The organism is Qipengyuania sp. (genome assembly GCF_048550555.1).
In the GTDB taxonomy this organism is placed as follows: Bacteria; Pseudomonadota; Alphaproteobacteria; order Sphingomonadales; family Sphingomonadaceae; genus Qipengyuania.
This window is the reverse complement of sequence record NZ_JBLYYF010000024.1, coordinates 1-11,612: the sequence shown is the minus strand read 5'-3', so window position 1 is coordinate 11,612 and position 11,612 is coordinate 1. Positions and strand designations below refer to the sequence as shown.

The window sequence follows — 11,612 nt, the reverse complement described above, 5'->3', positions numbered from 1 at the left end:
TCAAGGAAGACATCATCGACATCTGCCAGAAGTCGGTGCGGCTGGAAGACAATTTCATCGACCTCGCCTTCGAAATGGGCCCGGTCAGCGGCATGACCGCGAAGGAAATCAAGAAGTACATCCGCTACATCGCCGACTGGCGGCTGGGCCAGCTCGGCCTCCAGCCGATCTACATGGTCGAGGACCACCCGCTGCCCTGGCTCGCCCCGCTCTTGAACGGCGTCGAGCACGCCAACTTCTTCGAAACGCGCGCGACCGAATATTCGAAGGGCGCGACCAAGGGCGACTGGAACACCGTGTGGTCGAGCTTCGACAAGCGCAACAAGGCCAAGGCCGCGAACGAGGAAGAGGCGAGCGTCGACGACGGCCCGGGCCTGTTCGGAGATGAAAGCGGAGCGCAGGCGGCGGAGTAAGAGAAAATGGTTTCTGGTGATTTGGTGCAGCTAAAATCTGGTGGCCCTGTCATGACCGTGGCGTGGATAAATAGAGAAGACGTCGGTTGCACATGGTTCGACGAAAAGAACGAGCTGCAAAATTCTAATTTCAGGGCGCCGCAATTGAAGGTCGTAGATGATACCGATTGACCGGAGGTTGCTCCAATTTCTTTGCGGGATTTTCGTAGTCTGGTCGGGCTTTGTAGTGGCCAGCGGACTTGGCTGGAATCCACTTAATACCTCTTGGAACTTCACAAATACCGGCGCTTTCGGAGATTCCTTTGGACCTCTGAGTGCAGGTATGGCCTCTGTCGCGGCGCTGAGCGCAATCGCGACATATCGTGCTCAAAGCACAGAGCTTGAGCGCACAAAGAAGCGCGATCGAGAGACAGACAAGCAAAACGCAAGGTTGGCTTTCGAACGCACCTTTTTCCAATTGCTAGACCATCACCGCCAAAATGTCTCAAATATTGATCTCGACGGCTCGGGCCCACAGCGGACAGGGCAAGACGCGTTCCGTTCCATGGTCTATTACCTCCGCAATCACACCGCCACTGGTATGAGAAGCGCGTGGGGGAAGACCTTCAGCAAATACCAGAACGACCTCGGCCACTACTTTAGGTTTCTATACCACTTCGTTCGCTTTATCGATCGCTCCGGGGTTCAGGATGCCTATTTTTACATCCAAATACTAAGGGCCACCCTATCTGAATCGGAACTAATCCTGCTGGGTGCGAACTGCGCGTATGGTGAAGGTGCAGAAAAGTTTCGAGATCTCGTCGAACGATATTCATTGCTTCACAATCTAAGCAGTAAAGCAATTGACGAATTTGAGATCAGGGGCGCGTTTGCAGAAACCGCCTTTCAACGGCACTGATTGCCCGCCAATCAATCACTGTCTTTCCACCGCCCTCGGAGCCGCATAGCTACCCGCCCGCCGCTCCAGTTTTCTTCGTGCCACTACACATTGTCCGCATTTATCGTCGAGACAAGGTGCCGTGAGTTGTACTGAGATCAAGGTTGAGCGGCGTGGACGATGACCTTCTCGTCGCTCTCGATGTCCGCATTTGAATATTTGACCTACCGCCGATTTGAGTGGAGGGAGTCAAGCGAAATCTAAGCGGGGGATTGGTTGTGAAATACGAGAAAATAGCCTTGATCGCGACTTTAGCCTTTCTCGCAGGATCTCACGTCGCGCCACCGGACGCCCAAGCGGCTTTCGGATATTGCACGCAACCCATGGCTCCGTCGGCATTTCTTCACAAGCCGAACAAACCCTATTGTGCAGCCGCTCGAAATTGCAGCGAATGGGATGTGCAACGCTACCGGAATGACGTCGATAGCTATTACGAGAGTCTCAGGCGCTACGCACGTGAAGTAGATGATTATTACGATGACGCTGCGCGCTACATTAAATGCATGAGCGACCTCGATTAGTATTTGGGCTGGATCGAATTGGCTTTCGTTGAAAGCGAGCGCTGGTCCTCAATGCCAAATCCAATGCCAACTTAGCTCCCAAAGCCAAACTGTGCTATGAAATCGGCAGGGTCGCGATCCGGATGGGGAGAGCGACAGTGACGCAGGCAGATCTGCTTCTCGAATTACACGAACGGCGACTTCGCGACGGCGACGTCATCCTGGCCATGTCCAGCGAAGTGGCGGCCGAAGAGTGGCGCATGGGCACCACGACCATGGGCTTTGCCGCGCTGGCCTTTGGCGCATTCGCGCTGCTTCTTTCGACCACCGGCGCGCTGCCCCCGGCCTATTTCGCCCTTGCCGCCATCGCGGGCTTCGTGGTCGCCATCTTCGGCGCGCTGCGCCTCAAGGCGACGCTGGCGGGTTTCAAGGCCGACATGCGCGCGCATGTCGAACGCTGGGAGACCGCGGAAACGGAGCGTTATGCCGGTCCCGCGGACGATGCGGGAGAGCGGCCATGAGCACCCGGCTGGAAAGGATGCGCGTTTTTCACGAACGCGAGAAGCGCCGTCTCGAGCAGAAATTCGACGCCGAGGTGCGCGACATTCTGGGCGACGAGGGTTTCAACAACTTCGTCATCGGCATGGTCATCGCGGCGGCGCTGTTCGCCATCGCGCTGATCGTCGCGCCCGAGCCGGTCACCACCGCCATCGGCGGCGCGCTGGCGGCCGGACTGATCATCGTGGTCGCGGCGGTGATGCTGTCGTGGGGCGTCGGACGCCTCTCGACCGACCAGGTCAACGACGCCACCGAGCGCTACGGCAGGGACGAGGAAGCGGAAGACAACCGCTACCTCGACCGCATCGAACAGTTCGGCTGAGGGCGGGGCACCAGCTCGCCAACGCTTCCTTCATGTCTTCGGCACTAACCTGCGCCACCATGCAGGAAGTCGGCGCCTTGCTCCCTATCCCGTTCGCCCAGTTCGCGGCGGCCTGGCTCATCGCCATCAACCTGCTCGCCTTCCTCGCCTTCGGCTGGGACAAGGCACGGGCGCGGAGCGGCGGGTGGCGCATTCGCGAGGATACGCTGACCGGCTTCGTCGTCCTGGGCGGACTGCCGGGCGCGCTCGCGGGCAGGGCCGTGTTCCGCCACAAGACCCGCAAGCGCAGCTTCGGCGAAAAGCTCTGGGGCGCGGCCATCGCCAATGTCCTGATGGTCGCGGGCGGCTGGTATCTCCTCGGCTAGGACGCCGAACCTGCCGATCCGCTGGACCGCGCCCGGCGTGCCGGAGACCTGCCAGCGGGGCGCCGGCCCACCCCACTGCGACTAGGCGCTGTGCGCCAAGTCTCGTAACCCCCTCCCGCAGGCGGGAGGGGGCTGAGCGGTGCTGGAATCCCCCCTCCCGCTTGCGGGAGGGGTTGGGGGTGGGCGCGGGGCGCTCTGCCAGCCTCGCTTCCCTCCCTCCTTCGACAAGCTCAGGATGAGCGGGAGGGAGCTAGTGGCGCAATTCCTCGACCTTCAGCCGGATCGCCCGCGCCACCGCTTCGGCATCCTCCATCACATCGTCATTGGTGAAGTGCAGCACCGTGTACCCGCGCGCCCCGAGGTCGGCGTCGCGCGCCGCATCCCGTTCGGGACGGACATCGTGGCTGAAGCCATCGAGTCGACCACCAGCCTGAGCTCGCGGCAGAGGAAGTCGGTGTACCAGGGGCCGACCGGCATCTGTCGGCTGAACTTCGCGCCGAGCTGGCTGCGCGCAAGGTATTCCCGCAGCCGCCGCTCGGCCGGGGCCGCGGCATTCCGCAGGCTTCGCGCCCGGCGCGTGTTGCGGGCCTTCCAGTCGGGCATCGGTGGAGTGTGGCCCACCCCTAACCGCTGTTCCTTCGGAACGCCTGCGGCTCCAGGGGGACGAAATGGATCGAGTTCGGCGCCATCTTCCCCCCTCCCGCTTGCGGGAGGGGCCGGGGGTGGGCGAGTCAAACCTCCCCACCATTTTCCTACACGCGCAAAACCTGCTTCACCCTTGCCGATGAAGCACTATCCGCCGCCCGCTCGCTCCTCCGCCCCGCCGCCGCCGCGCATCCCGCGCTTCCATCCCGTGCCCGTGTCCCCGCGCAGCGACGGGTGGACGATCGAGCGGCAGGCGCGATTCATCGGCATGCTCGCGCAGACGCGCTCGGTCGCGGCGGCGGCGCGCGCCGTGTCGATGGGGCGCGAGAGCGCCTATCGCCTGCGCAGGCGCGTGGGGGCGGCGGGCTTTGTGGCGGCATGGGACGCGGCGCTCGGAAAGCCACACCGCGCCGTGGACTTGGCATCGGACAAGGCCACGGATCTCGATGTCGGCTATCGCTACCGCGCCGGGCTGGTGCGCACCGTGATGCGCGCGGGCCGATACGTCCTCAGCCGGCGCGAACCCGACCATGCGGCGCACCGGCGCTACCTCGCCCGGCTCGACCGCGCGGCGGGCCTGGGGGGCGGGGACGCGTGAAAGTCACGGTTTCGCAGAATGCGGCGCGCGGTCCACCGAAGGCCACACATGCGAGCACGCCGCGCCGCGCCACGCTGCCGCCCGCGGCGGAGGAGGTGGGCGGAGGGTTCCTTAACCCTTGCGCGCTATGGCTGCGGCCATGTTCGGGCCGCGCCTCACCACCGTCTTCGCCAGCCGCTGGCGCGCGCTGTGGTTCGCGGGCGCGATCCTGCTGACCGCTTATTGCAGCGTCCCCGCGCCCGAGGAGACCGACCTGCAGCAGGCCGAGGCGCAGGCGCGGACGTCCGCGAAGGCGCATGCCGCCAATCCCTGGGCGCTAGACGAGGCGGGCTAAACCCGCGCTTCCCGACGGGCGCCGCGCGTGGCATAGCTGCGGGCGGTCGCGCCGCGGGGGAAGGACAGCGCATGACCGTGGGACTGGGGCGCCTTGCGCGCAGCATCGAAGAAGTGGGCATGAACCTCGGCGCGATGCAGGCGGTCCCGCGACCGGGCTACCGCCCCTACGCTCCGCAGCCGGGCGATGTCTTCATCGCCTCCTGGGCCAAGAGCGGCACCACCATGACGCAGCAGATGTTCCACCAGCTGCGCATGCTCGCGGCGACCGGCGAATCCGACATGGCGTTCGACGACATCAGCCGCATGACGCCGTGGGAAGACACCGCGCGGGTTCAAGTCGCATCGCGAATACGAGCGGCTCGCGCCCGGCATGCGCTACATCGTCACGCTGCGCGACCCGCACGAGACCTACCATTCGCTGTACTGCTTCTTCTCGGGCTACCTCTTCGAGCCAGGTTCGGTGTCGATGGAGGACTTCCTCCCGCTCTGGCTGATTGGCGGGCCGGGCGGATGCGACTACTTCACCCATCTGCTGAGCTGGTGGGCGCGACGCGACGAGGCCGATACGCTGCTCGCCACCTATCGCTGGGCGGTGACGAGCAAGCGGGCGATGATCCGCCGTATGGCGGACTTCCTCGGGATAGCGGTGGACGAGGCCATCGTCGGTCAGGTCGAGGCGCTGACCGCGCGCGACTTCATGTACGCCCACAAGGACAAGTTCGACGATGCGATGATCAAGGCGGCGATGGCGGAGCTGCTCGGCTTGCACGATCTCGAATCGAGCAAGGTCGGGGCCCATGGCAGCGATGCGCGCGAGGTTCCGCCCGCGATCGCCGAGCAGATCGACGCGCTCTGGGCCGAGCGCGTCGCACCGGTCACCGGACACGCCGACTTCGCCAGCCTCGCAAGCGAGGTCGACGCGCGGGCGTGAGACACGAAAAGGGGCGGCGGGATCGACCCGCCGCCCCCGGTGCGGCCGCTGGGCGGGGCTAGGAGGGGATCACCCGCCGCGGCCTGTCGCGAAGGCGGGATCAGCCTTCGGGATCGGTGTCGGCTTCGGCCTTGACCCCGGCATCGACCGAGGCGTCGACGCCCGGAGCGCTGACCGAACCCCTGCCACGGGTCTTGGCGTCGGTCTCGATGTCGGTCGCCTCGTCGGCGCGGGTCTGGGCCTGCTCTGCGGCGATCTCGACCTTGTCCTGCGCGGTGGCGGTGGCGGTCTCGACGCGGGTCTTGGCCTGGTCGGCGGCGCGGGTCGCGGTGGTGCCCACGCGGTCGGTGGCGGTCTGCGCCTGATTCAGCGCGGGCTGCGGATTGACGCGGGCCTGGGCGGCGGCATCGACCGTCCCCGTGACGGGACCGGCGAGCTGCGCGCTGGCGCCCGTGGCGCCGGCGGTGGCGAGAAGGGCGGCGGCAATTGCGGTAAACCTGGTCATGTGTGCGACTCCTTTGTCAGTTACCGAGACCCGGAATACGGCTAGACGCGCGCCCGGCTCCCGCAAATGCGCCGGAATGTGCCCTCCGATGGCCGAATTGCCGCCGTTCACGCGGCGTTTATCGGAGGTTTAGCCGGCGTTCAGCGAGCCGCGCCGCTTAACCTTTGCCTCGCGCGCCCGGCGCGGCTATTTCGCCGGCGATGAGCACCACACCCGATATCCACGCCAAGGCCGAAACGCTGATCGAGGCGCTGCCCTATTTCCAGCGCTATGCGGGGAGGAGCTTCGTGGTGAAATACGGCGGCAACGCGATGGGCGACGAGCGCGCCGCGCGCGAATTCGCCGAGGATGTGGTGTTGCTCAAGGCGGTCGGCATCAATCCGGTGGTGGTCCATGGCGGCGGCCCGCAGATCGGCGCCATGCTCGAGAAGCTCGGCGTCGAGACCAGCTTCGTCGACGGCTTGCGCGTGACCGATAAGCAGACCGCCGATGTCGCCGAAATGGTTCTCTCGGGCGCGATCAACAAGGCGATCGTCGGTTCGATAGCCCGCGCCGGCGGCCGCGCGATCGGCATTTCGGGCAAGGATGGCGGGCTGGTCACCGCGACCAAGCTGCAACGCACGCAGAAGGACCCCGGCAGCCTGATCGAGAAGGCGCTCGACCTCGGCTTCGTCGGCGAGCCAGCCAAGGTCGACACCACCATCATCGAAACGGTGACCGGCGCCGGGATGATCCCGGTGGTCGCGCCGATCGGGGTGGGCGAGGACGGGCATACCTACAACATCAATGCCGACACCATGGCCGGCGCGCTCGCGGCCGCGCTGGGCGCGGCGCGGCTGTTGCTGCTGACCGATGTCGCCGGCGTGCTCGACCAGCAGGGCCAGCTGCTCACCGATCTGACCCCCGCGGATATCGCGCGCCTGCGCGACGACGGGACGATTTCGGGCGGGATGATCCCCAAGCTCGAAACCTGCGTCCAGGCGGTCGAATCGGGTTGCGAAGCGGCGGTCGTGCTCGACGGGCGCGTCCCTCATGCGATGCTGCTCGAATTCTTCACCGCGCGCGGCGCGGGCACGCTCGTCAGCCGCGGGGTGTAACCCGACGGATGGGGGTGGCGCGCGGCCTGTTGCGATTGTAGGACGCGCGGCAGGAAAAGCTTCAAGGGAACGCTCGACCAGATGCAGGCGCTCAGCACCGTTTACCAGATCATCTCCATGCTCACCAACGTGCTGGTGATGCTGATCATCATCCAGTTCATCATCGGGCTGCTGTTCGCCTTCAACGTGGTGAACCGCTCGAACGATTTCCTCGCCAGCTTCTACATGGCGATCAACCGCTTCCTCGAGCCGGTGCTGCGCCCGATCCGCAATGTCCTGCCCAATACGGGGGCGATCGACTTTTCGCCGCTGGTGCTGATCATCCTGCTCAACATCATCCTGATCGTCCTCGGCAATGTGATCTACGGCTGATGGCGGCAGAGCGGATCGACGGGAAGGCCTTCGCCGCCAGACTGCGCGGCAAGGTCGGCGAGCGGGCGGCGACCTTCGCGGAGAAGGCGGGGCGCAAGGCCGGCCTCGCGGTCGTGCTGGTGGGCGATGACCCGGCGAGCCAGGTCTATGTCCGCAGCAAGCACAAGGCGACCGTGGAAGCGGGGATGGAAAGCTTCGAGCACCGCCTGTCCGCGGATACCTCCGAAGCCGACCTGCTCGCGCTGGTCGCGCAGCTCAACGCCGATCCAGCGGTCGATGGTATTCTGGTCCAGCTGCCGCTGCCGGGGCATCTCGACGAACAGGCGGTGATCGCGGCGATCAGCCCCGACAAGGATGTCGACGGCTTCCACGTCACCAGTGCCGGGCGCCTCGCGGTGGGCCAGGAAGGCTTCGTGCCCTGTACGCCGCTGGGCTGCATGATGCTGCTGACCGACCGACTCGGCGACCTCTCGGGTCTCGAGGCGGTGGTGATCGGGCGATCAAACATCGTCGGCAAACCGATGGCGCAGCTGCTGCTGGGCGCCAATGCCACCGTCACCATCGCGCACAGCCGGACCAAGGATCTGCCCGGTGTGGTCCGGCGCGCCGATATCGTCGTGGCGGCGGTTGGCCGCGCCGAGATGGTCAAGGCCGAGTGGCTGAAACTCGGCGCGACGGTGATCGACGTCGGCATCAACCGCCTTCCGCCCGAACCGGGTTCGGAAAAGGGCCGGCTGGTCGGCGATGTCGATTTCGCGGGCGCCAGCGAAGTCGCCGGGGCGATCACCCCGGTTCCCGGAGGCGTCGGCCCGATGACCATCGCGGTGCTGCTGCGCAACACGCTCGTCGCCGCCCATCGCAACGAGGGGCTCGACCTGCCCGAGGGCGCGCTGTGAGACTGGCGGTGGCCCTGCTCGCGCTCGGTCTGGCTGCCTGTGCCTCGAATCCGGGCCCGCGCGATCGCTATGCGCGTCTGCTGACACCGAGCGCCAACCCTTCGCGCGTTGTCGCCACCGAACTGGCCTTCGCCCGCGCGGCGCAGGAGGACGGGCAATGGGCCGCCTTCCGCGACTACGCCGCCGAGGGCAGCGTGATGTTCGTGCCGCAGCCGGTCGCCGCGCGCGACTGGCTCAAGGACCGCGCCAACCCCGCGCAGGCGGTGAGATGGCAGCCGCACCACGTGTGGTCGAGCTGCGACGGATCGCTGGCGGTCACACGCGGCGCCTGGCAGCGCGCCGACGGCTCGAACGGCTATTTCACCACCGTCTGGCAGCGCCAGCGCGACGGCGAATATCGCTGGACGCTCGACCAGGGCGATGGGCTCGAGACGCCGCTGGAGGCGCCCGAATTCGTTCGCACCGATGTCGCCGATTGCCCCGATGGGGACATGGCGGCGGAGTTGCGCGCGCAGGCCGAACGTTCGCGTCCGGTCACCGGCGGCACCTATTTCGATCAGGTCAGCGCCGACAGCAGCCTGTTCCTGACCTTCGTCGTCTCGCCCGACTTCTCCCGCCACTGGAAGCTGCTCCTCCACAAGGACGGCAAGATGGTCGATGCCATGGCGGGCGACGTAGCCGCGCCGGCCACGGAGTAGCGCGTTGACCCAGCTCTTCATCTCGGCCTTCATTACGCTCTTCGTGGTCATCGACCCGCCCGGCTGCGCGCCGATCTACGCCGGCCTGACCAAGGGGGCGACCGCCGCCCAGCGACGCAACATGGCCATCCGCGCCTCGATGATCGCGGCGGCCATCCTGCTGGTTTTCGCCCTCTTCGGCGAGGAACTGCTTGGCGCACTTCATATAGAGCTCGACAGCTTCCGCATCGCGGGTGGGCTGATGCTGTTCTGGATCGCCTTCGAAATGGTGTTCGAAAAGCGCACCCAGCGTCGCGAGAAGCGTGCCGAGGAAGTCGCGGCAACGCCCGAGGTCGAAGACGTCTCGGTCTTCCCCATGGCCATCCCCATGCTTGCCGGTCCCGGCGCGATCGCCGCAATCATGCTGCTGATGAACGAGGCGCGCGGGCTTGAGCAGGACCTGACCGTGCTCGCTGCGCTGGCGGCCGCGCTCATCCTTACCATGCTGGCGCTGATCGCGGCGGGCCCGATCATGCGGCTGTTCGGCGACAAGGTCGAGGCAGCGATCACCCGCGTCTTGGGCGTCCTGCTGGCCGCGCTCGCTGCGCAATATGTCATCGACGGGCTGAAGGGCAGCTTCTTCGCCGCCGGAGCTATTGCAGCGTAACGATCTCGTCGCCGTCGTCGCGCAGCGCGAAGAACTGCATCAGCTGGATCATCACTTCGCAGCGGGTACGCAGGTCCTGCGCTTCGAGCAGCGCCTGTTTCGAGGCGGGGTCGAAGGGCGCGATCTGGGCGACGCCGTTGATCAGCGTCTCGTCGTCGAGGCGGGCGACCGAATCCCAATCGACCGAATAACCCTGCATGTCGGCAAACCGTCGCGCCTCGAATTCGAAGCCCGCCCGCTCGACATGCGACAGCGTTTCGTCCTCCGGATCGTCGAGCAGCTCGGCTTCGACCTGGCGGAAGGGCGTCGAGGTCTCGAGCTCGCGCAGCACGCGGAAGCGCGCCGCGCCGTCGAGGACGATATTGTAGCGCCCGTCTTCCAGCGCCTCGACATCGCTGATCTGGCCGACGCAGCCGATGGCGTAGAGCGGAGCCCCCTCAGCCGAGCGTTGTGGCTGGATCATGCCGATCCGCCGATCCTTGGCCAGTGCGTGGCCGACCAGCGCGCGATAGCGTGGCTCGAAGATGTGGAGCGGCAGTTGCAGCCCCGGGAACAGGATGGCGCCGGGCAGGGGGAAGATGGGAAAACGGTCGGCCAAGGAGCCCCCTAACCGAACAGCAGGCGCGAGAGGCGGCGGCGGGTGGCGACCACCCAGGGATCTTCCAGCCCGACCGCTTCGAACATCTGCAGCAGGCGGGTCTTGGCGGCGCCGTCGTTCCATTCGCGGTCGGTTTCGAACATCGCCAGCAACTCGTCCGCCGCCGCGTCGCGCTCACCTGCGGCGAAGGCGGCTTCGGCGTAATCGAAGCGGGCCTGCATGTCGCCGCCTTCCGCTTTCTCCTTGAGTGCGGCGAGTTCGCCATCGTCGACCTTGCTTCCGGCCAGCTCGAGCGCGCTGCGCGCCTGGGCGATCTGCGGGTCGGCGGCAATGGCGGGATTGGTTTCGGCGGCTGCCAGCGCAGCCTCGGCACGTTCGACATGGCCGGCCTGGACCAGCGCGCGCACCAGCCCGGCCTGGGCGGCGGCATTGTCGGGCGCCATTTCGACGACCTGCGAGAAGATCCCGGCGGCGCGCTCGGTATCGCCTTCGGAGAGCACCTGCTCCGCCATCGCGACGAATTGCGAGACGTCCTGCTGCGACTGGCCGCCTGCACCGCCCTCGTCGCCCTCGATCGGCAGCTGGGCGAGGATCTGGTCGAGCGTCTGTGTCAGCTGCGATTCGCTGCGCGCATTGGTCAGGTCGGCCACCGGCTGGCCTTGGAACAGCGCATAGACGGTCGGGATCGACTGGACCTGGAACTGCGCGGCGATGAACTTCTCCGCATCGACGTCGATCTTCTTCAGCACCACGCCCTTGTCTGCATAGTCCGCCGCGACCTTTTCGAGCATCGGCGCCAGCGCCTTGCAGGGGCCGCACCAGTCGGCGTAGAAATCGAGGATCACGAGCTTCGTCATCGACGGCTCGACCACCTCCGTGCGGAACCGGTCGACCGCTTTCTGTTCGTCGATGCTCAAACCCATGCTCGCCACTGCCAAACCCTTCTTGCTGGAATTCCTTGCGCCCCATGTGGGCCTTTTCGCACAAATGTGAAGGAGCAGGCGGGCGCGAACAAGGGAAGCGAAATTTCCCTATTTTTTGGGCTTGCGGCATGCCGGACTCGCTGCTAGTTGGCCGCCTCCCCACCGGGACCACACGGTTCCGGTAGCGCCAGTGAGCGGGCGTAGCTCAGGGGTAGAGCACAACCTTGCCAAGGTTGGGGTCGGGCGTTCGAATCGCCTCGCCCGCTCCATTT

19 protein-coding genes, 1 tRNA gene and 1 pseudogene are annotated in these 11,612 nt (G+C 65.8%); 16 read left to right on the top strand and 5 right to left on the bottom strand.

What is annotated here, in order from left to right; genetic code table 11:
* From ACN4E0_RS06070 to ACN4E0_RS06040, 7 genes are all read left to right on the top strand, one after another.
* Positions 1-413: ribonucleotide-diphosphate reductase subunit beta (locus tag ACN4E0_RS06070; protein ID WP_419566593.1), on the top strand; the 413-nt coding region annotated here is incomplete at its 5' end.
* Between the two features lie 6 nt (positions 414-419).
* Positions 420-584 (top strand): YodC family protein, encoded by a 165-nt coding sequence (locus ACN4E0_RS06065; protein WP_419566591.1) that lies wholly within the window; start codon positions 420-422, stop codon positions 582-584.
* A 55-nt stretch (positions 585-639) separates the two neighbouring features.
* The gene (locus tag ACN4E0_RS06060) at positions 640-1,311 is read left to right on the top strand and encodes a putative phage abortive infection protein (RefSeq protein ID WP_419566589.1); all 672 of its coding nucleotides are present in this window, start codon (positions 640-642) and stop codon (positions 1,309-1,311) included.
* 257 nt (positions 1,312-1,568) lie between these two features.
* A complete protein-coding gene (locus ACN4E0_RS06055; RefSeq protein WP_419566588.1) occupies positions 1,569-1,871 on the top strand; it encodes a hypothetical protein in 303 nt (100 codons plus the stop codon).
* A gap of 137 nt (positions 1,872-2,008) precedes the next feature.
* Positions 2,009-2,371 carry a hypothetical protein gene (locus ACN4E0_RS06050; protein ID WP_419566587.1) on the top strand — a complete coding sequence of 121 codons (363 nt, stop codon included), beginning with the start codon at positions 2,009-2,011 and terminating at the stop codon, positions 2,369-2,371.
* The gene (locus ACN4E0_RS06045; protein WP_419566586.1) at positions 2,368-2,730 is read left to right on the top strand and encodes a hypothetical protein; all 363 of its coding nucleotides are present in this window, start codon (positions 2,368-2,370) and stop codon (positions 2,728-2,730) included. Before ACN4E0_RS06050 ends, ACN4E0_RS06045 begins: the two co-directional genes overlap by 4 nt.
* Positions 2,731-2,762: 32 nt before the next feature.
* Positions 2,763-3,095 carry a DUF1294 domain-containing protein gene (locus tag ACN4E0_RS06040; protein WP_419566585.1) on the top strand — a complete coding sequence of 111 codons (333 nt, stop codon included), beginning with the start codon at positions 2,763-2,765 and terminating at the stop codon, positions 3,093-3,095.
* 250 nt (positions 3,096-3,345) lie between these two features.
* Here ACN4E0_RS06040 and ACN4E0_RS06035 read toward each other — a convergent pair.
* A pseudogene (locus ACN4E0_RS06035) lies at positions 3,346-3,698 on the bottom strand (endonuclease domain-containing protein).
* A 181-nt stretch (positions 3,699-3,879) separates the two neighbouring features.
* Between ACN4E0_RS06035 and ACN4E0_RS06030 the strand changes: the two are divergent.
* On the top strand, positions 3,880-4,338 hold the full coding sequence (locus ACN4E0_RS06030; protein WP_419566583.1) for a hypothetical protein: 459 nt from the start codon (positions 3,880-3,882) through the stop codon (positions 4,336-4,338).
* A gap of 139 nt (positions 4,339-4,477) precedes the next feature.
* Positions 4,478-4,672 carry a hypothetical protein gene (locus tag ACN4E0_RS06025; RefSeq protein ID WP_419566581.1) on the top strand — a complete coding sequence of 65 codons (195 nt, stop codon included), beginning with the start codon at positions 4,478-4,480 and terminating at the stop codon, positions 4,670-4,672.
* A gap of 166 nt (positions 4,673-4,838) precedes the next feature.
* Here ACN4E0_RS06025 and ACN4E0_RS06020 read toward each other — a convergent pair whose 3' ends face one another.
* Entirely contained in the window at positions 4,839-4,997 is a 159-nt protein-coding gene (locus ACN4E0_RS06020; protein ID WP_419566580.1) for a hypothetical protein, read from the bottom strand.
* Between the two features lie 47 nt (positions 4,998-5,044).
* Between ACN4E0_RS06020 and ACN4E0_RS06015 the strand changes: the two genes are divergently transcribed.
* Entirely contained in the window at positions 5,045-5,605 is a 561-nt protein-coding gene (locus tag ACN4E0_RS06015; protein WP_419566579.1) for a sulfotransferase domain-containing protein, read from the top strand.
* A gap of 100 nt (positions 5,606-5,705) precedes the next feature.
* Here ACN4E0_RS06015 and ACN4E0_RS06010 read toward each other — a convergent pair whose 3' ends face one another.
* Positions 5,706-6,110 carry a hypothetical protein gene (locus ACN4E0_RS06010; protein ID WP_419566578.1) on the bottom strand — a complete coding sequence of 135 codons (405 nt, stop codon included), beginning with the start codon at positions 6,108-6,110 and terminating at the stop codon, positions 5,706-5,708.
* A 200-nt stretch (positions 6,111-6,310) separates the two neighbouring features.
* On the opposite strand from ACN4E0_RS06010, the gene argB reads away from it, so the two are divergent.
* From argB to ACN4E0_RS05985, 5 genes are all read left to right on the top strand, one after another.
* A complete protein-coding gene (gene argB / locus ACN4E0_RS06005) occupies positions 6,311-7,207 on the top strand; it encodes an acetylglutamate kinase (RefSeq protein ID WP_419566577.1) in 897 nt (298 codons plus the stop codon).
* An 81-nt stretch (positions 7,208-7,288) separates the two neighbouring features.
* On the top strand, positions 7,289-7,579 hold the full coding sequence (locus ACN4E0_RS06000; RefSeq protein WP_419566575.1) for a YggT family protein: 291 nt from the start codon (positions 7,289-7,291) through the stop codon (positions 7,577-7,579).
* Positions 7,579-8,475: a bifunctional methylenetetrahydrofolate dehydrogenase/methenyltetrahydrofolate cyclohydrolase FolD gene (folD, locus tag ACN4E0_RS05995; RefSeq protein WP_419566574.1), complete on the top strand. Its 897-nt coding sequence runs from the start codon at positions 7,579-7,581 to the stop codon at positions 8,473-8,475. Before ACN4E0_RS06000 ends, folD begins: the two co-directional genes overlap by 1 nt.
* Positions 8,472-9,173 (top strand): hypothetical protein, encoded by a 702-nt coding sequence (locus tag ACN4E0_RS05990; protein ID WP_419566573.1) that lies wholly within the window; start codon positions 8,472-8,474, stop codon positions 9,171-9,173. The genes folD and ACN4E0_RS05990 overlap by 4 nt, the downstream gene beginning before the upstream one ends.
* 4 nt (positions 9,174-9,177) lie before the next feature.
* Entirely contained in the window at positions 9,178-9,819 is a 642-nt protein-coding gene (locus tag ACN4E0_RS05985) for a MarC family protein (RefSeq protein ID WP_419566572.1), read from the top strand.
* Here ACN4E0_RS05985 and ACN4E0_RS05980 read toward each other — a convergent pair.
* Together ACN4E0_RS05980 and ACN4E0_RS05975 are read right to left on the bottom strand one after the other, a co-directional pair.
* Positions 9,806-10,417 (bottom strand): LON peptidase substrate-binding domain-containing protein, encoded by a 612-nt coding sequence (locus tag ACN4E0_RS05980; RefSeq protein WP_419566571.1) that lies wholly within the window; start codon positions 10,415-10,417, stop codon positions 9,806-9,808. The two genes, ACN4E0_RS05985 and ACN4E0_RS05980, sit on opposite strands and share 14 nt — an antisense overlap.
* Positions 10,418-10,425: 8 nt before the next feature.
* Positions 10,426-11,340, bottom strand: coding sequence for a tetratricopeptide repeat protein (locus ACN4E0_RS05975; protein ID WP_419566570.1), 915 nt, complete (start codon positions 11,338-11,340; stop codon positions 10,426-10,428).
* A gap of 194 nt (positions 11,341-11,534) precedes the next feature.
* Here ACN4E0_RS05975 and ACN4E0_RS05970 point away from each other — a divergent pair.
* Positions 11,535-11,609, top strand: a tRNA-Gly gene (locus ACN4E0_RS05970).
* The last annotated feature ends 3 nt before the right edge of the window (positions 11,610-11,612 follow it).